The sequence below is a fragment of the Streptomyces sp. MJM8645 genome, from assembly GCF_001625365.1.
Taxonomy (GTDB): domain Bacteria; phylum Actinomycetota; class Actinomycetes; order Streptomycetales; family Streptomycetaceae; genus Kitasatospora.
On the sequence record NZ_LJJF01000002.1, the window covers coordinates 1,027,501 to 1,044,803 of the forward strand.

General features: G+C 71.0%; 16 protein-coding genes, 1 tRNA gene and 1 pseudogene (1 of these 18 running past the window's edge). 5 read left to right on the forward strand and 13 right to left on the reverse strand.

Annotated elements, in window-relative coordinates:
- Positions 1-279: the 5' portion of a ribosome-inactivating family protein gene (locus A6F73_RS34970; protein WP_159398701.1), read on the reverse strand. The gene continues 738 nt to the left of window position 1, outside the view; only the first 279 of its 1,017 coding nucleotides appear in the window; its start codon is at positions 277-279; the stop codon falls past the left edge of the window.
- Between the two features lie 350 nt (positions 280-629).
- On the opposite strand from A6F73_RS34970, the gene A6F73_RS34975 reads away from it, so the two are divergent.
- The gene (locus A6F73_RS34975; RefSeq protein WP_063352358.1) at positions 630-2,852 is read left to right on the forward strand and encodes an XRE family transcriptional regulator; all 2,223 of its coding nucleotides are present in this window, start codon (positions 630-632) and stop codon (positions 2,850-2,852) included.
- Positions 2,853-3,180: 328 nt separating this feature from the next.
- Here A6F73_RS34975 and A6F73_RS34980 read toward each other — a convergent pair whose 3' ends face one another.
- Positions 3,181-4,158, reverse strand: a complete 978-nt coding sequence (locus tag A6F73_RS34980; protein ID WP_063352359.1) for an alpha/beta hydrolase — start codon at positions 4,156-4,158, stop codon at positions 3,181-3,183.
- Positions 4,159-4,268: 110 nt separating this feature from the next.
- Here A6F73_RS34980 and A6F73_RS34985 point away from each other — a divergent pair, with 110 nt between their 5' ends.
- Both A6F73_RS34985 and A6F73_RS34990 read left to right on the forward strand, forming a co-directional pair.
- Positions 4,269-5,327, forward strand: coding sequence for a helix-turn-helix domain-containing protein (locus A6F73_RS34985; protein WP_063352775.1), 1,059 nt, complete (start codon positions 4,269-4,271; stop codon positions 5,325-5,327).
- Between the two features lie 524 nt (positions 5,328-5,851).
- Positions 5,852-6,385 (forward strand): annotated as a pseudogene (locus A6F73_RS34990) (molybdopterin cofactor-binding domain-containing protein); the annotation flags it as partial.
- Positions 6,386-7,001: 616 nt separating this feature from the next.
- Here the strand turns inward: A6F73_RS34990 and A6F73_RS34995 are convergent.
- Both A6F73_RS34995 and A6F73_RS35000 read right to left on the reverse strand, forming a co-directional pair.
- Positions 7,002-7,442 carry a hypothetical protein gene (locus A6F73_RS34995; protein ID WP_063352361.1) on the reverse strand — a complete coding sequence of 147 codons (441 nt, stop codon included), beginning with the start codon at positions 7,440-7,442 and terminating at the stop codon, positions 7,002-7,004.
- Positions 7,443-7,789: 347 nt separating this feature from the next.
- Positions 7,790-7,866 (reverse strand) — tRNA-Met (locus A6F73_RS35000).
- A gap of 344 nt (positions 7,867-8,210) precedes the next feature.
- Here A6F73_RS35000 and A6F73_RS35005 point away from each other — a divergent pair.
- Positions 8,211-8,597 carry a hypothetical protein gene (locus tag A6F73_RS35005; RefSeq protein WP_063352362.1) on the forward strand — a complete coding sequence of 129 codons (387 nt, stop codon included), beginning with the start codon at positions 8,211-8,213 and terminating at the stop codon, positions 8,595-8,597.
- 52 nt (positions 8,598-8,649) lie between these two features.
- Here the strand turns inward: A6F73_RS35005 and A6F73_RS35010 are convergent, their stop codons facing one another.
- From A6F73_RS35010 to A6F73_RS35030, 8 genes are all read right to left on the reverse strand, one after another.
- On the reverse strand, positions 8,650-9,801 hold the full coding sequence (locus A6F73_RS35010; protein ID WP_079136524.1) for a methyltransferase domain-containing protein: 1,152 nt from the start codon (positions 9,799-9,801) through the stop codon (positions 8,650-8,652).
- Entirely contained in the window at positions 9,798-9,935 is a 138-nt protein-coding gene (locus tag A6F73_RS41960; protein WP_159398702.1) for a hypothetical protein, read from the reverse strand. Before A6F73_RS41960 ends, A6F73_RS35010 begins: the two co-directional genes overlap by 4 nt.
- A 176-nt stretch (positions 9,936-10,111) precedes the next feature.
- Complete coding sequence (locus tag A6F73_RS35015) at positions 10,112-11,119, reverse strand: thiopeptide-type bacteriocin biosynthesis protein (protein WP_063352363.1); 1,008 nt, start codon at positions 11,117-11,119, stop codon at positions 10,112-10,114.
- 26 nt (positions 11,120-11,145) lie between these two features.
- Complete coding sequence (locus tag A6F73_RS35020) at positions 11,146-12,318, reverse strand: lanthionine synthetase C family protein (protein ID WP_063352364.1); 1,173 nt, start codon at positions 12,316-12,318, stop codon at positions 11,146-11,148.
- Positions 12,315-12,554: a lantibiotic dehydratase C-terminal domain-containing protein gene (locus tag A6F73_RS44465; RefSeq protein WP_347878573.1), complete on the reverse strand. Its 240-nt coding sequence runs from the start codon at positions 12,552-12,554 to the stop codon at positions 12,315-12,317. The genes A6F73_RS35020 and A6F73_RS44465 overlap by 4 nt, the downstream gene beginning before the upstream one ends.
- A complete protein-coding gene (locus A6F73_RS40005; protein ID WP_079136525.1) occupies positions 12,503-12,655 on the reverse strand; it encodes an FxLD family lanthipeptide in 153 nt (50 codons plus the stop codon). The genes A6F73_RS44465 and A6F73_RS40005 overlap by 52 nt, the downstream gene beginning before the upstream one ends.
- A 65-nt stretch (positions 12,656-12,720) precedes the next feature.
- A complete protein-coding gene (gene fxlM / locus A6F73_RS35025) occupies positions 12,721-13,947 on the reverse strand; it encodes a methyltransferase, FxLD system (RefSeq protein ID WP_244293817.1) in 1,227 nt (408 codons plus the stop codon).
- Positions 13,948-14,185: 238 nt separating this feature from the next.
- Complete coding sequence (locus A6F73_RS35030) at positions 14,186-14,623, reverse strand: ATP-binding protein (RefSeq protein WP_063352778.1); 438 nt, start codon at positions 14,621-14,623, stop codon at positions 14,186-14,188.
- Positions 14,624-14,883: 260 nt separating this feature from the next.
- Here A6F73_RS35030 and A6F73_RS35035 point away from each other — a divergent pair, with 260 nt between their 5' ends.
- The gene (locus A6F73_RS35035) at positions 14,884-16,227 is read left to right on the forward strand and encodes a hypothetical protein (protein WP_063352365.1); all 1,344 of its coding nucleotides are present in this window, start codon (positions 14,884-14,886) and stop codon (positions 16,225-16,227) included.
- On the opposite strand, the gene A6F73_RS35040 is transcribed toward A6F73_RS35035, so the two are convergent.
- The gene (locus A6F73_RS35040; RefSeq protein ID WP_208869248.1) at positions 16,224-17,252 is read right to left on the reverse strand and encodes an NAD-dependent epimerase/dehydratase family protein; all 1,029 of its coding nucleotides are present in this window, start codon (positions 17,250-17,252) and stop codon (positions 16,224-16,226) included. The genes A6F73_RS35035 and A6F73_RS35040 overlap by 4 nt on opposite strands.
- Positions 17,253-17,303 lie beyond the last annotated feature (51 nt).

Consider the following 17,303-nt stretch of genomic DNA (forward strand, 5'->3'; position numbering starts at 1 on the left):
GTTCGGGAGGCCTGCCATCGGCTGGCCGGCGATTTCGCGCATCCGGTCCACCACACGCCGGTATTCCCCGGACTGATTGGCGGCGGCCGAGCTGGGGCGCGCGGCGGAGTCGTAGCCCGTCATGTCCCAGTCGATGTCGGTCCACCGCTGGGTGGTGTTGGCGTCAGCGTGGGGCGCGGCGAAGCCGTTCACCAGGCCGCAGGCGGCGGCCATGGCCAGCAGCAGCACCGCCAGCCGCCTTCCGGCTCGGCGCATGGTGGACGTCGGATGCAGGTACATCGGGTGGTACTCCCTGAAAGCTCTTCCGCGCAGGTGTGGTGGCGCGCGGCGAGGAGCCCGCGAGAGCGCCTGCCGCTGCATCGGGGCAGCGCGTTCTCGCGGGACGGACAGCGGGGAAGCGACCGGCTACCCGCTCACCGGGCCTTTCAGGTCCCGGCGGGACGAGGGCTCGGCGAAGGGGCAGTACTCCCCGGTTTGGCTCCCGGGGTCGTCTTCCTCAGGTCTAGATCCAACCTGGGCGGGCGGGCGCCAACCATGCAATTTCGCCCGCAAAAGTACGTACCGCATACTTTTGCGGGTTGAGGTTCGGCGTTCGGCGGGGCCACGTCGAACACGGGAAGAGCTTCAGCATGGCCTCGTACGCACCGGCAGACCGTTCCTTCGGCACGCTGCTGTTCGGTCTGCGCCGCAGGGCGGGGCTCAGCCAGGAAGACCTGGCGCACGCCGCGGGGGTGAGCGTACGTACCCTGTCCTATCTGGAGCAGGGCCGCTCCCGGGGGCCGCAGCGCCGCACCGTCCAGGCCCTGGCGAAGGCCCTGGGCCTGGAGGCGGCCGACGCCCGGGAGCTGGAGGAGGCCGCGAGCCTGGGCCGGCCCCGCCCCGCCCGCACGGCGGACGCCCCGCCGCCCGCCGCCGCACCGGAGGCCACCCTGAACACGAGCACGCCCGATCTGCTGCCGCGCGCACCGCGCGCCTTTCACGGACGGGCCTCTGAGCTCGCCGCCCTGACCCGGGCCACGGCGGGGGAGGCCCCGGTCTGCCTGGTCATCGGGCCCGCCGGGGTCGGGAAGACCGCCCTCGTCCTGCACTGGGCCCACCACGATCCCGCCGGACTCACCGACGGGCGCCTCTACGCCGACCTGCGCGGCTTCAGCGACACCGGCGAGCCGGCCGCCGTCGAGGTCCTGCGCGAGTTCCTGCTGGCCCTGGGCGTGCCGCAGGAGCGAATACCGGAGTCGGCCAACGGCGCGGCCGCACTCTTCCGCTCCCTGGCCGCCGACCGCCAACTCCTCGTCGTCCTCGACAACGCGCGTGACTCCGAACAGGTCAGGCCGCTCCTGCCCGGCGGCGACCGCTGCGTCACCGTCGTCACCAGCAGGCACCGGCTGCCGGGACTGATCGTCACCGACACCGCCCGGCCCGTCGCCGTGGACGTCCTCGCCCCCCAGGACGCCACCATGCTCCTGGCCCGGATCCTCGGCACCGAACGGGTCCACGCCGAGCCGGCCGCCGCGCTCCGGCTCGCCGAGCTGTGCGGCGGGCTGCCGCTGGCCCTGCGGGTGGCAGCAGCCCGTCTGGCAGGGCGACCCGACTGGTCCCTGGGAACGATGGCTGCCGAACTGTCCGACGAGACACGGCGGCTGAGCTTGCTGGACCTGGAGGACACCGGCGTGCGGGCCGCGCTGCGCCTGACCCTGCGACAACTCCCGGCGCACGTCGCCCGCCTGTTCGCCGCCCTCGGCCGCCACCCGGGCACGCACGTCGACCGCTACGCGGCGGCCGCCCTGGCCGGCACCGACCCCGCCACCGCCGAGAGCGTCCTGGAGCGCCTGGCCGTCGCGCACCTGCTCACCGAGACGGCACCCGGCCGGTGGACGATGCACGACCTCGTGCGGCTCTACGCCCGCGGCCTGGACGCCCAGCCCGACACGCTCAAGCGCGTCCTCGACCACTACATCACCACCGCCACCGGCGCCGTCGCGGCGGCCGAGCCCGGTACGGAGGACTGCTTTCCGCTTCCGGCGGACTTCCTGCCGCCGGCCGCCGTGCGGGAGTTCGGCGACCGGTCCGCCGCCGTGGCCTGGTACGCCGCCGAGCGCAACAACCTCACCCAGGCGGTCGCCGCGGCGCACGCCGCCGCACTGCACGACAGGACCTGGCGCATCGTCATGACGATGTGGCCACTGATCGTGTGGCGCGTCCGCGACGGCTGGGTACCGCTCCTGGAGACCGCCCTCACAGCCACGCTCGCCAACGCCGACGAACACGGCGAGGCCCGGGTGCTCAACGTCCTCGGCTGGGTCCTGACCGAGGAAGGGCGCACCCCGGAAGCACTCGTCCACCTGGAAGCGGCCTCCGCGCTCGCCGCCCGCGCCGGTGACGCGTTCGCCGAGGCCAACGCCTTGATCGTGCTGGCCATGGTCCAAGCCTCCCTCGGCGGCCTGGACCAGGCCGCGAGGAGCTGCGAACGCGCGGTCGAGCTGGCACGCGAGACCGGCGACCAGAGGATGGAACGGCTGGCGATGCAGCACCTCGCCCGCCACCAAACCGATGCCGGACACTGGCACCAGGCCCTCACCACCGCGACCCACGCCCTGGCCCTCGGCAACCAACCGGACACCACCGACATCCCCCACGTCCTGCTGCTCACCATCAAGGGAGAAGCACTGCTGGGACTCGGCAACCACACCGAGGGCGTCACCCAACTCGACCTCGCCGCGCGGGAGGCGGAGTCCGCCGGCTACGACGACGGCGCGGTACGGGCACTCACCGCACTGCTGCGCGCAACACCCGACACGGAAGTCCAGGCACGGTACGACACGGCACTCGCACGACTCACCACACGGACCTGAACCCCGGCACACCCTCGCACCGGCGAAGCCCCCGCCGCACCCGAGCGCGCGGGAACGGTCTCATTGATCATGGTTTGGAAGCGGTGCGCTGACCTGTGGTTCGTCAGCTCGGCTGAGACGCCGGAGAGGCGATTCTCGCCGGACCCGGCATTATTCGGGGCTGGGTCAGCTTGCGTGGACCCCGGGGTTCATGGGGGTGGTCGAAAAACGAAGTGGGCACGTCCGGCTCGCTCCCGAGTTCGCGCAGAGAACCGGTGCAACGCCACCGCGCCGCTGCACCGGTGGCCCACCCCGCCTGTTGACGAGTCAATCCGCTGTCATTTTCGGATCAGTAGTCCAGGACGCGCTTGAGATAGGCCGTTCTGGCCGCGATGGCGAGTTGCGAGATGGCCGCCTGCGGCGCGGCGGTGGCGAAGGCATGCCAGGCCCCCGGCCACACGTGCAACTCGACCGGGACTCCGGACCGGGACAGCCGCGCGGCGTAGTCGATGGACTCGTCCCGGAAGGTGTCGACCTGACCGGTGTCGATGTAGGTGGCGGGCAGCCCGCTCAGGTCTGCCGCGCGGGCCGGAGCCGCGTAGGGCGAGACCTCGGGCCCGCCCCTGGCCTGCCCGAGCAGGCAGGTCCATGCCGTCAGGTTGGCCCGGCGGTCCCAGAATCCCTCGCCGTCGAGTTCCTGGCTGGACGGGGTCCGGCAGCGGTCGTCGAGCATCGGCGCCTGCAGCATCTGGTGGGCCAGGGCCGGGCCGCCGCGGTCCCGAGCCAGCAGCGCCGTCGCCGCTGCCAGTCCACCGCCCGCGCTCGTGCCCCAGATGATCAGCCGTTCGGGGTCGATGGACAACTCGTCGACGTTGGCCGCGACCCACGCCAGCCCGGCATAGCAGTCCTCGACGGGTGCGGGATGGGGATGCTCGGGAGCCAGCCGGTACTCCACCGAGATCCCGACGATGCCGAGGACATCCACCCACTCGGCGAGTACGTGGGAGAGCTCCCACTTGTTGCCGGAGATCATGCCGCCACCGTGGGTGTGGTAAATGCACGGGCGTGAGCCTGCGCCGCGGGTAGGACGCATGATGAGCAGCGAGATCTCCGGCGCCCCGGCGGGGCCGGGCACCGTGCGTTCCTCGATCTCGACGGCCCCGTCCCGGCGCAGCGCGGCCGCGTCGGCCCCGCCGGGCACCGTCGCGTTCATCTCTCGGTAGGCGGGGATATCGGCCGGCCCGAGCCAGCCGAGTTCTCGCACCTCTTGCGGATAGGTGGCCAGGATTGCGGCCAACTCGGGGTCGAACGGTGGTCGGGAGTACATACTCGGGTCCTTCCTTCAACGGTTCGCCGCCCCAGTGTCCTGGCCGGTCGCCGCCCGATCCACCGCCGGATGGCTCATGTCATCCGCCATATGGCGGATATGGTCCAGTGGTGGAAGAACTGCTCCAACAGCTCTCGGCACTGGATCCCGCCGCCGGGGACGCGGTGCGCGCCATCGCCTACTTCGACACCCTCGTCGAGCAGCGGGCCGGCCTCGATGCCTTCGTCAGGGCCGGGGCCATCCTCTCGGGCTGCACGGCAGGGCTGGCCGATCCCGACCGGCACGTCCTGGTGCGCATCCATCCCGACGGCCACCGGCTGGAACCGGCGGCACACGTTCCCTCCTGGCCCGGCACCGCACTACGCGGTACGACCGCAGGCCGGGTCTGGCTCGAACGCACCGGCGTGCCGCTGCCCACCGACGCCATCGTTCTCGAACGCCTCGCGGCCGGGGCGGGCATCGTCCTGGACCGAACCCGCGGCCGGGCCGCCACACACGACCCGGCCAGCGTGGAAGTGCTGCTCTCACCCGAGGCCACAGCCGCAGCCCGCGCGCAGGCCGTGCGCAGACTCGCCCTTCCCGCAGCGAGATTCAGGGTCGCGGCCCTGCTGGGAAACCCGGATGATCCAACGATCAACCGGTGGAGCACTCGCCTCGGACACGTGACCGCCGCCATCGTCGTCGACGCCACGACCGAGCCCACCGCAAGCCTTGGACCCAGCATCGGGACTGAGCACGGGCCAAGAGCCGGGCTGGGCCCCGCCGTGGAAATCAGTGGGCTGCCGCGATCATGGCACGGAGCGCTGACCGCGTTGCGGCTGACAGCCGAGGTCCACGGTCCGCGCCACCTCAACTACGACGCCCTAGGCGGCCTGGCCCTCGTGGCCGAGCACGTCTCCCCGCACAACGCGTTGATCGAGGATGTGCACGCGCTACGCGCGGCAGAAAGAGCCGGCACCGGCGCACTGGAAACCCTGGCCGCCCTCGAAGCCCACGACAGCCTCCGCCAGGCGGCCACCGCGTTGCATCTGCACCACTCCACACTCCAGGCGCGCCTACCCAAGCCGACCGCTGCTCTCGGATTCGCCCCCGACACCCCACAAGGACGCACACGCCTCCACCTTGCCCTGGCCCTCCACCGGCTCAACCTCAACGGCCCCCTTCCCTAGCCGCCGAGCAGCAGTGGCAGTCCTCGGGGCGCCCACGTTGAAGACCGTGAGCGCGATCTCGGCTAGATACTCTCGGACCGGGCAATCAACTCAAACGTGAAATCGCCCTTCCGCCTGGCCGCCCAGCTGCCCTCATCATCGAACACGACGCAGTCCGCTAACTACCTCGACTCGGCACAGTTACGCGGCCGACCACCACCCGGCCGGCACCGCCTACACCTGGCTCGTCACCGCCGCACTCGCGCGCGGCGTGGTGGACGCCGACGCTCTCGCCGACCCGGCCGTCCTCGCGGTGATCACCCACCGCAACGCCGAACGGCTGGCCCCGACCGACGACCCGACGCCGGCCGTGCTTCAGTCCCCGCGGATCGCCCATCACGGGCAGCCGGTCGCACTGGTGGTCGCCGAGACCCCGGAGGCCGCCCGGGCCGGCGCCCGCGCGCTGCGGATCAGCTGCACCCGGGAGCCTCACGACGTCCTGCTGACCGCCGACCACCCGGGCCTGCGAGGAGCTGCGCACGGAGCTGGCCGAGCACGGCGGGCAGCCGCCCGCCGGCGGGCTGACCCGACACGCCGACACCGCCGAGGAGGTGGGGAGCACCGGCCAGGAGTTCGCGCGGCACGCCTTCGGCGCGCAGTTCGCCGAGGTCCAGGTCGATCAGGACACCTCCGAGGTGCGGGTGCGCCGCCTGCTCGGGGTGTTCGCGGCCGGACGCGTCATCAACCCGCCGGCCGCGCGGAGCCAGCTGACCGGCGCGATGATCATGGGCCTGTCGATGGCCCTGCTGGAGCACAGCACCACCGACCCGTCCTTCGGCGGGCACGTCGAACGCGACCTGGCCGCCTACCACGTCGCCGCGCACGCCGACGTCACCACGGTCGACGCGCACTGGATCGACGGCCCCGACCCCCACCTCAACCCGATGGGCTCCAAGGGGATCGGCGAACTCGGCATCGTGGGAACAGCGGCGGCGGCGATCAGCAATGCCATGCACCACGCCACCGGCGTCCGGGTCCGCGAACTGCCCATTCGCCCCGAGTCCCTGATCGGCCGCTGACCCGACGCCAGCCCTCCGTGGCCCGACTTCGCCCGCCCCGCCGTCTCCGGCCGGGCGGGCGAAGTCGCTTGCGGGGGCACCTGTCGGAAGCCGCCGTTCTCCGTGGTGCTGCGATTTGGTGGCGTGCCTGATCAGGATGGGATCTGCCGGATCGTCAACGGCGAGGACCTCATTGAAGACGGCATTCTTCAGAAGCGAAAGCGCAAGGTCCCGTGATCAGAACCTGCAGTGCCACCAGGCCAGTTCGGAAGCTGTCCGTGGTTCATGGTGGGTCCGCCGCAGCAACACCGCGTCCAGATCGTCGACCCGTGCTCGTAGTTCGCCTGCGGCTCGAGGAGGAAGCATGAAGATGACCTCTTCGAGCTTGTCGCGGGCCCAGCCTTCGCCGCAGCAGAGGCAGGTGAATTCGGCCTCCCATGGCTGCCAACGTCGCTTGGTCCCGTGGACTCGGGCTGACCACACGCTCACGGCCGTGACGACGATGCCAGGAATCAGTCGATCACGCTCCAGGCAGCGTATGGCAGCGTTTGCGGGTCCTGACACGCGCGGGACATCGCGGTAGCGCACCCATGGACGACTCCATGATCGTTGGCGCGATCGAAGTGCTGCTGGCGTTCTACGCGGCATGGCCCCTTCCGGCGCGGTACCGGTGCTGCCTCAGGACGCGGTCGACCGGAGCTCGCAGGGCGGGTGAGGTGCACCCTGCCTCGATGATGTGCAGGAAAAGGTCACTTCTGTGAGACGGGTCGCCGGCGAACGTGAACCCCCGAGGGCGGCCGGGCTCGCCTCGGGGGTCCATCGCGAACAGCCGACATGACGGCAACGGCAGCAGGCCGTAGAAAGGCGATGCGCCGCCCCCGCCCAGTGTGGTCAGGAAGCCTCGGTAGGGATCAGGCAGTCCGACGTGGTGATCGGCCTCGAACTCGGCGACCTTCGCGTCCAGCAGCGGGGGTTCGAGGCGGAACCCGTGCTTCTCTTCACCGAAGGAGCGGCTTCGCAGCGCGGCATAGGGCACCTTGGCGAGCTTGCGTCGGATGCGGGCGATCCGGGAGTCCATGCGAACTCTTCTCTCTGTCTTCCCGCAAACTACCGGCTCACCGGCAAGGGTGTCACCAGTGTGATCGTTTGCCCGTAAGCGGCTTCGGGGTAGGTCGCCAGCTCGCCTCATGCGTCAGACGGACGGTATGCGTCGCCGAAGGGATCCTCTCCCAGCACACCGAAGTCCAAGAGGATCACATGATCACGCTCCAGCCACGACGGATCGCCATGAAAGAGGATCCGACGGCACGAACGAGAACGAGTGGGAATCCGGGAGATCGGCGTTGTCGGCGGGCGGCCGAGTCGACGAGGCGAAGGACGCCGAAGGGGCGGACGCGCAGTGCGCGTCCGCCCCTTCGGCGTTCGTGGTAGCGGGGACAGGATTTGAACCTGCGACCTCTGGGTTATGAGCCCAGCGAGCTACCGAGCTGCTCCACCCCGCGTCGGTAGTACCGACCGTACGGCACCAGGCGGCGATCACCTAATCGGTTACCCGGCGGCCGCTTCCGCACGGCCGCCCCCGCCGGGCAGTCCTTCGCGGGGCCCGGCGGAGCTCACTCAGGCCACCCGCCTTGCCGCCGGCCCGGCGGCTGACATCGCCGACAGGTGATGCGGCAGGGGCGAACACCCGCCCCGACGTCCGTGCGTGCGATCGAAGACGTTCGGCCACGAACCCCCGAGAATCAGCTACTTTGCGTTATCGCCCGTATCGAATGTGTGACATGTCTGGACTGCTGGGCATGCTGCGGTCCGGGCCGACTCGCAGGCACAACTCCAGGAGTGAGACATGTTCAGCACCGTGCGTGCCGCCAGGATCACCGCCGCCGCTGCAGCCACCGTCCTCGCCGTCAGCCTGGGCGTCGTGGCCGCGCCGTCCGCCTCGGCGGCCGACAACTGCTGGCCCGGGGAGAGCAACCGGTGGTACTGCCACAACGTGCCCGGCTCCCCCGTGTACGGCGTGGTCGGCAACAACCACATCTACCCGGACCCCGACACCGTCGTCGGCTACATGAACTCCGACCCCAGCTGGTTCTACTGCAAGGAGGACAACCAGGCCTGGGTCGGCGGGCCGCACCCGACCCGCTGGCTGATGACCGTCGCCGACAACGGCCAGCTCGGCTTCATGAAGGACACCGCCATCACCAGTGAGACCGACCCCGTTCCGAACTGCTGACCCGACCTGGAGCCGATTCCCGCTCTGCGCGAGCAGGAGCGCGGCTACCGCTCTACTTGCGGTGCCCCGGGAGGGGATTGCCGGGCCTGTCCAACCAAGCCCCCTGTCCGGCGGGTGTCACCGTGAGCCCGTACCGCTCGTAGCCGGGGCTTCCGGCGGCCGTCCACTGGGTGTGGGCGGCCTCCGTCTCGTCCCACAGTTGCCGGGGCCCGGACTGGCGGACCTCGAACCGGGATTCCCCGGGCACGGAGTCGACCGTTGCCCAAGACGTGACGGCCGTGTCGAACAGCCACCACGTCCAGCCGCCGTCACCGAACTCGTTGCGCCGGTAGTACACGTCCGGCAGGGCGAGGGCGCAGGCGAACTGTGCAAGCCAGTCGCCCCCGATGGCTTCGGGGTCGAGGCTCGTCCAGGACTGCGCGGAGTCGCCCGGCCATTCACCGGGCAGGTAGTCGTCCACCGGAGTGCCCTGGTAGCGCTGCTGGCGCAGCATCATGAATGCCGCCGATCGGGTGAACGGACCGCTCGCCGTCCCGTCGTCGCCCACCGTGAGCCGCACGATCGCCCCGCCGCCCAGCAGCGGTGAGACGGGGCTGACGATCACCCCGCCCGGCCGGGTCTGAGCTACCCAGGCGGGCGGGACGTCCCGCAGTGACACGGTGGAGATGATCCGGTCGTACGGGGCGCGTACTCCCCACCCGAGCGAGCCGTCCCCGCAGACGACTTCGGGGGTGTAGCCGGCACTGCGAAGTGCGGCGCGGGCTTGCGCGGTGACCTGCGCGTCCACCTCGACGGTGGACACCATCTCGGCGCCCAGGCGATGCGCCAACAACGCCGCGTTGTAGCCGGTGCCCGTCCCGATTTCGAGCACCCGGTGCCCGGGGACCGCGCCCAGATCGGACAGCATCTCGGCCACCATGGTGGGCATGGATGCCGACGACGTGGGAGTACGGTGGTCGCCGTCCCCGGCACCGTCGTCCCACTGCGTGACGATCGGCAGGTCGCTGTAGGCGAGCCGCATCCACCGCTCGGGTTCCCTGGTCCGGCTGCACTCGGTGTCGCCGCCGTCCTCGTCCGCCCAGATGGTGTCGGGGAGGAACACGTGTCGCGGCACGGCCGCCACGACCGGAGCCCATCCGGGGGGCAGGGAACCGGCGTCGGTGAGCGACGCCACCAATGCGGCCCGCTGCTGTTCGGGGGTCAACTCTTCTTGTGCTTCGGTGCCGGGGTCGGCTGCTGGCCGTCCTTCGAGGGGTTCGGGCCGATGGCCGGCGAGCCGGGCTTGGCGTGCCCGCCGCCCTTGCCGTCGTTCGGTCCACCCTTGTTCTCGTCTCCCATGGTCAGCGTCCTTTCTCTGTTCGGCTTGTAGGGGCGGTGCTGTTCCCGCTGCGCCCGGGGGCGCGGCAAGTACCTGCCGTGCGGCAGGGGTAATACTCCGCCCCGGGCGGGATGGACCTCAACCAGCAGCCCGGGATGGGAGTTTGATAGTCGAACCCCTGCCCTGTGCACAGGGTTCATCGGCTCGCTTGGGTGGGGGGCGCGGGGGCGCCGAGGATGTGGCTGCGGGCCGCGCGGGCGAGGACCGCTTGGTCTGCCGTGGGTATTCCGGCGCGGTTCCAGTGGAAGACGACCATGTGGGCGAGGACGGCGCGCAGCCCGCGGGTGAGTCCTCCGTGGTGTGCGGCGTCGGCGAGTTCGCTGCCCGCGTATGCGAAGGCGTGGATGCGGTCCGCTACCAAATCGAGGACCTGGCCGGGTTCGGTCATGGCGATCGTGTCGGCGGCCAGCAGCACGCCGATCTTGTCGGCGACCGCGGGCGCTGATTCGGTACCCGGTTCGGCCGCGCCCGGGCGCATCGCTGCGACCCGAGCCCAGACGTCACCTTGTTCGGTCCATTCCTGGCCGGCGGCGCGCAGCATCGCGCTGCACATCAGGATGGACAGTTCGCGGCGCCCGATCGGCGGGGCGGCCGGCTGGCCGTGGTGGGTCCGGAGGGCTTCGAGCAGGATGGCGCGGCTGTCGGTGTGGAAGAGGGCGTGGGCGGCATCGACGCCCAGGGGGCCGCCGAGGGCGGCGGTCTCGGGTTCGTAGCTGCCGTGCGACCAGGCGGCGATCGCCCCTTCGTCCCGGAGTTGGTCGAGGAGCAGGGCCAGACTGATCCGTAGCGTCGCCGGGTTGTTGCCCCGTCCGGGGTGAAGTCGCAGTCGCCAGTAGGGGTGTTTGCGGACGTACCACCACATGGTGACGCTGCCCCGGGTCTCGGCATCGCGTAGGGCAGGGGCGAGGCGAAGGGCGATCTGCGTCTCGGCACCGGGCCAGTCGGTGGGCTGGATGGTGACGTGGACCCAGGTGTCGGGTGGGGCCGCGATGGCGGAGCGCCCGGCGCAGCGGTAGGTCTCGGCCGCCACGGCGAGTTCGGCGGCGGGGATACCGGCGCCGGTGGCCGCTTCGGCGACGTTGGTACCGGTGAGGACGGCCAGGATCGACCGTTCCAGTTGGGGGTGTGCGGTGGGGTGAGCCATGGGGCAGCCTCTCAGTGCGGTGGTGGTCAGGACAGGAGGAGGCAGGCGTCCCAGCCGGTGGCAGGGGCGCCGCCGCGGTCGGTGGCGTGCAGTGCGAGGCGGACTCCGGTGGTGCCGTCGAGCAGCCCGGGTTCGCGGGCGGGGGCCTGGGCGTGGAGGAGGGCGCGCAGGGCGGGCACGTGGGCGGTGAACTGGCCCGGGCTGGTGGCGTCCTGGGCGACGCGGTGGACGGTGTGCAGGAGGCCGGCGGCTCCGTGGCACAGTCCGGCGTCGCTGATCTGGGCGAGCTGGGCGGGGTCGGTGATGCAGCGCAGCAGGGCGTGCTCGGCGGCGCGCTTGCGGTGGGCGTCGCCGAGGGCGATGGCGGCGAGTTGCTGGGCGCGGGCCTGGCCGGGGACGCCGTAGCACCAGCTGGGCCGGGGCGGGCCGGCCTGGACGACTGCGCCGAGGCGGTGTTCGTCGGCGGTGACCCATTGCGGCCACCAGGGCCCGGACGGGCCGCTCTGCCGCAGGTTGTCGAGCCACTGGAGGATGCGCAGGATGGCGTCGGTGTGGCCTTCGACGAGGGCTCCGGCACGTTTGGCGAGGGCGAGGAGGGCGAGGGGTCCGGTGATGCCGTGGGCGAGGCCGACGTTGCCGTGGCCGTGGGGGAAGGCGGCGGAGGTGCGTCCGGCCGGGTCGTAGCGGACCCACCAGCCGGGCAGGTCGGTGCCGGGCAGCGGTTCGGTGAGGCGGACGAGGTAGGCGAGGACGTCGTGCAGGGTGTCGCCGCGCGGGTCGCGCTTGAGCAGGTAGGCGCCGAGGCCGGTCAGCCCGTACAGCAGGTCGTACTCGGCGGCGCGGGTGAACTTCCCGGAGTCGATGCGGGCGTGAGCCTGTTCCAGGCGGCGGTGGACGAGCCTGTCGACCGCCGCGTCCAGGGTGCGCAGCGTCTTCGTGTAGCGCTCGCTGCCGTCGGCGGCGGTGTGGAGGGTGAAGGCGAGGGCGGGTGCGCCGACGAACAGGCCGGCGTCGTCGGAGCCGATGAGGGCTTGGCGGCAGATGCCGGTCAGCCAGTCGTGGACGGCGTTCCAGCGGTTGTGGTGGAGGGCGGCGCGTTCGGCGTGGAGCAGGGTGATGCCGACGGCGCCGGACGCGAGGGACTGGGCGGGGTGTGCGTCGGTGGGATCGCACGGCGCGGCGACGGTGGCGGGGGTCATCGGGGGTGGTGTCCTCGGTGTCGGTGGGTGCGGGCGAGTGCGGTGGCGCGGGCGAGACGGTGGCAGGCGCGTTCGCTGTCCTGGTCGATCCCGGCGGCGCGGATGTGGTGCATGTGCAGGAGCGAGGCGAGGACGGAGTCCGGGTCGGGGCTGTGCGGGGCCCCGGCCCGGGTACGGGAGTGGGTCAGGCGATGCAGCCGCTGTTGGAACAGGCGGACTGGCAGGTCTTGCCGCAGCCGTCGTCGGTGCTGCTCATCAGCTCACCGATGACCGGGCCCTGCGCGACGATGGTGATGTCCAGCTCGAAGCCGGTGTCCATGTCCATGTGCGTGTCCATGTGCGTCCTCCTTGGGGATCTGGTGAAGGGGTTCGGTGGTGCGTCACCTGGCGGCCGGGCGGCAGCTACGCCTTCTCGGGCCAGGAGATCGTGATGCGGGTGTGGGTCTTGTCGACCACGCGGCCCGCGGGCAGCCGGCCGTCGGGCGTTCCGGCCGGGTGGACCTCGAAACGGGCCCCGGATCCGCCCCGGTGCTCCCGGTCCCAGGTACGGATCTCGTTGACGAGGCGGGCGGCGGCAGCGGCGGCGGCCGGGCCGTGCCCGTAGGCGCCGAGCTCGAAGCGGGTCCGGGTCTCGTCGGCGGGCCGGACGGTGCGGTAGGCGAAGGTGTCGCCGACCACCAGCGTGGCCACGCCCAGCGGGGACGCGGACGCGACGATGCCCTTGTCCCGCGCGGCCGGTGTCGCGGTGAGCCGGGTGTGGCCGTCCAGCGCGGTGGCCAGCCACAGGTCCAGGTCGTCGATCGGCTCCTCGCCGCCGACCGTCACCCCCGACCACAGCTCCTGCCGGGGCGAGGCCAGCGCCGCGCGCAGGGCGTCGACGTCCACCTGGTCGCCGTCGTCCAGCCGCAGACCGACCTCCTCGCCCGGCACGTCGTGCAGCAGCACCAGGCGCTCGCGGTTCTCCTCCGCGCCCTGCATCGGCACGAACCCGCACAGCTCGTACCCGGTGCTCACCAGGTGGTCGCCGTCGCGGACGAGGACGATTGAACGCATCAGGCCGCGCAGGCGCAGCGGCACGACGATCCGCCCGCCCGGGGCGAGTTGCTCCAGCCACGCCGGCGGCACGTCCGGGGCCCCCACGGTGACCACGATCAGGTCGAACGGGCCATGCTCCGGGACACCGAACGCGCCGTCGGCGGTGACGACCCGCACATGCACGTACCCGGCCATCCGGCGGGCCCGGCCGGTGACCTCCGGGTCGATGTCCATGGTGGTGACCGCGCCATCGGGGGCGACGAGCTCGGCGAGATAGGCGGCGAACATCCCGCCGGAGCCGATCTCCAGGACGTTCTCGCCGGGCCGCGGATCGGCCTGTTCCAGCATGAACGCCTGGACGTTGGCGGCCGAGACCGAACTGATCGCGAGCCCGTCCCGGTCCCGCTTGGTCACCACGGGCCGCTCCGGGTCGTAGGCGTCGACGGGCTGCGCCTCGGGGGCGAAGTGCTCGCGCGGCACGCGGGCCATGACCTCGGCGACGCGCTCGGTGCGGATCGTCCCGTCCTCACGCAACGTCTTGACCATGGCGGCGCGCAGGGTCTCCGGGGTGCCGGAGTCGGGTTCGGTGTTCACGACGGTCTCTCCTTGGGGGTTGGTACGTGCCGGCTTCAACGAGCCGTCTGCTGTCCGCAGTTGGCGAGGCTTCTCGGCTGGACGACGGGCAGGACGGGTCCCATCTGGGCGGCCAGGTTGGCAAGTTCGAGGACGCACATGTGGTGGATGACGTCCTGGGTGGGCGCCGACCGGGGAGTAGGCGGCGTTCGGCGACGCTGCCAACCGACGGCCCGCATGGCCCGTCTGGTCGCGGTTTTCACGGAGTGCGCCTCGGCGTATCGCCAGCGGCAAGAAGGACCCTTGCCCACACGTTCTTGGTCGTGGCGGTCGTTACCACGCCCGTGTCGTCCGCCAGCTCGCGGACGAGGAGCAGCCCCCGGCCACACTCGCCGCGGGCAACCGGAGTTTCCGGCAGCGGCAGGTCAGGGCGGCAGTCCAGAACCTCGATCCGGCAGTCGCCGCCGGTCTCCTGAAGGTGCAGACCGATACTGCCGCGCGACCGGCTGGCATGCCGAACGACGTTTGTCACCAGTTCCGAGGCGATGAGGACCAGGTCGGATGCCCGGTCGTTCTCCCATCCCCACTCTCTGAGCACTGAGCCCACCATTCGGCGTGCCGTGGAGGCCGCGGCCGGAACTGCCGTCAGCGTGGCCTCCCAGTGGTGGAGAGATCGCGGCTGTTCGACGGCCACCATGTGCATCGCTCCCGTCATCAGGAGCGTCTTGACGCCCCGTTACAGTTCGCTTACGGGGATCAACCATGGACTGGGGTGCGGAGACAGAACCACCCACGAAGCAGGGACACTTGCTCCTCGTTCGGGTGAGGCCAGGGACAAGCTGCGGACAGTTCGTGGACACTTCCGCATCACCTGTGTGGCCACCGGTCCAGAGGTGGTAGGCAAGGGGATGAAGTAGTTCGCAGCTGGGGCTGCGGCCCCGAAGGGACCGCGACGCGATGAACACTGTGTTCGATGCCTTAGTCATCGAGGCCCGCATGGATTTCCGGAGCTTCCTGGCCGAGTACAGGCGGGTCGCAGCGCTCCTCTACGAGCGGACCGGGGATATCGCCTTCAGAAACGTCGTTCTGACGGACAAGAGCTTCACGCGGTGGCGTGCCGGACAAGTCGCCCGGCCTCACCACCCGGCACCCGCAATTCTCGAGCGGATGTACGGCAAGCCCGTCGACGAACTCTTCGCGCCCTGCACCGACGAGCAGGCACAGGTACTGCGCGCAGTACCCACTCCAGTGCTCGATGAAAGAGAACTCGCCATGACCGCACGAGATGCCCGCGCCCACGCCGCCGACGCGGCCTCACAGTTGCTTCCCGACCTCAGCCTCGACCAACTCGAGGACGACCTGGTACGCCTGGTCCGAGCAAACACCACCACCCCTCCCCACCAGATCTTCATGGCGGCCAAGGAACTGCTCGGCCTTGCCACCGTGATGCTCGACCGTACGCAGCTGTTGTCCCAACGAGGCCGCCTCTACGTCGTCGCCGGCCAGGCATCGGCGCTCCTGGGTGCCTGCGCGTTCGATCTCGGCTCGATGCCGACCGCAGTCGAACTGATGCGTGCCTCTGCCCTGTACGGCCAGGTGGCGGAGCACGGGCCGCTCCAGGCCTACGCCCACGGCTACCTCGCCCTGTTGTACTACTGGGGCGGCAACCCCGCCCAGGCGGTTCGCCAGATCGAGCGGGCCCATTCGTTCCAAGGGGTCGGTGCCACGGGCCAGGCGAGGCTGGCGGCAATCGCTGCCCGCTCGTATGCGCACCTCGGCCGGACCGCGGAGGCCCACGCAGCAATAGATCGAAGCCTGGCCGATCGAGGCCCCGCCGTGGACGATCTCCACGATGGGATCGCAGGTGAGTTCGATTTCAGCGTGGAACGCGTCGCCATGAGCAACAGCACAACCCTGCTTCTCTTGCGGGACGGGGTCGGCGCGGAGGCCTCCGCCCGGCGGTCGCTGGAACTGATCGCTTCCCAGTCCTCGGCCTCCACACCGCTCGCGGTTGCCCCGCAAGCCGGCGCGGACCTGGCGACGGCCCTGTTGATGCGGCGTGACCTCGACGGTGCCGCTGAGGCCATGCGTCCCGTACTGAGTCTGCCGAGGGAGTGGCGCGGGGCCGGCCTCGTAGGCCGGGTGAACGCGGTCCGGGCGGAGCTGGCCTCGCCGAGCTTCCGCGACGCCTTGGTCGCGCGGGACCTCGCAGAGCAGATCGACGACTTTACGCTGGTCGCCGCACCGCGCACCCTCGGACCCGGCGCGGTGCGGCTCGCCATCGACGGGGGGATCGGCTAGCGGGCACTCTCCAGAACGGCGCGCTCCTTGTCCGGGGCAATCCCGTGTTCGTCCCACCGCTGATGCGGAACGGGCATGTTGCCCTGGAGGAGCCAGGACCACGTGTCCGCGACGGTTTCCGCCAGCGGCCGGCGGGGGAAGCCGGCCGCGATCGCCGACGACGAGTCGATGGCCCACACGCCTGGGTGTGTCCGCCAGAGCGGGATCTCTGTCCACTGGCGCAGGCCGCTGCGGAGCAGGACCTCATCGGTGACCCACGCCAACTCGCCGGAGCTGCCGGTCACGTCCATGCACGCTTGGAGGAAGCCGCCCATCGTCTCGCAGCCCACCGGCGCGGTGACGTTGTGAACCTGGTGCCCGACACGCTGGGCCTGATCGAGCGCAAAGGCCGCCACGTCCCGCACATCGACTGGCTGGATCGACTTCGCCGGATCGCCCGGCGCGAGGATGCGGCCTCCTCGCTCGGCCCTGCGCAGCCACCACGGCAGCCTGCCGACGTACTCGCCGGGCCCGAGGATGACGCCCGGCCTGAGCAGACTCGTACGGGTGAGGCCGAATGCTTCGGTCACTGCCCGCTCGGCGCCGGCCTTCTGCCGTCCGTAGTACGTGTCTGGGCCTGTCCACCCCTCTGGGAGCTGCCCGTACTCCGGTCCGGCGTCGGCCGGGGCATCCAGCACGGGCGAGTCCACGGTCAGAGGCTCGATGGGCCAGCCTTCGTAGACGGACACCGTGGAGACGTAGACGTACCGGCTGACGACCGGCTCCAGGGCCCGGGTGCCACCCAGCACAGTGCGGGGCGACAGCTCGGAGGCGGAGGTGTCGATCACGGCGTCCCACGGTCCGTGCTCGGCCAATCGCGCCATGTCCTCCGGCCGCTCCCGGTCGCCGTGCACCGCGACCGCTCCGGGCACCGGGATACCGGACAGGCCACGCGTGAACGTGGTCACCTCCCAACCTCGTTCCAGCGCGCCACTCACGACCGCCCGGCCCAGGAACCAGCCACCGCCCAGCACGAGAATCCTCATGCGGGCGATCCTGCCAGCCCGGCGCCTTCGCGCGCAGCCGCCCGCAGAATC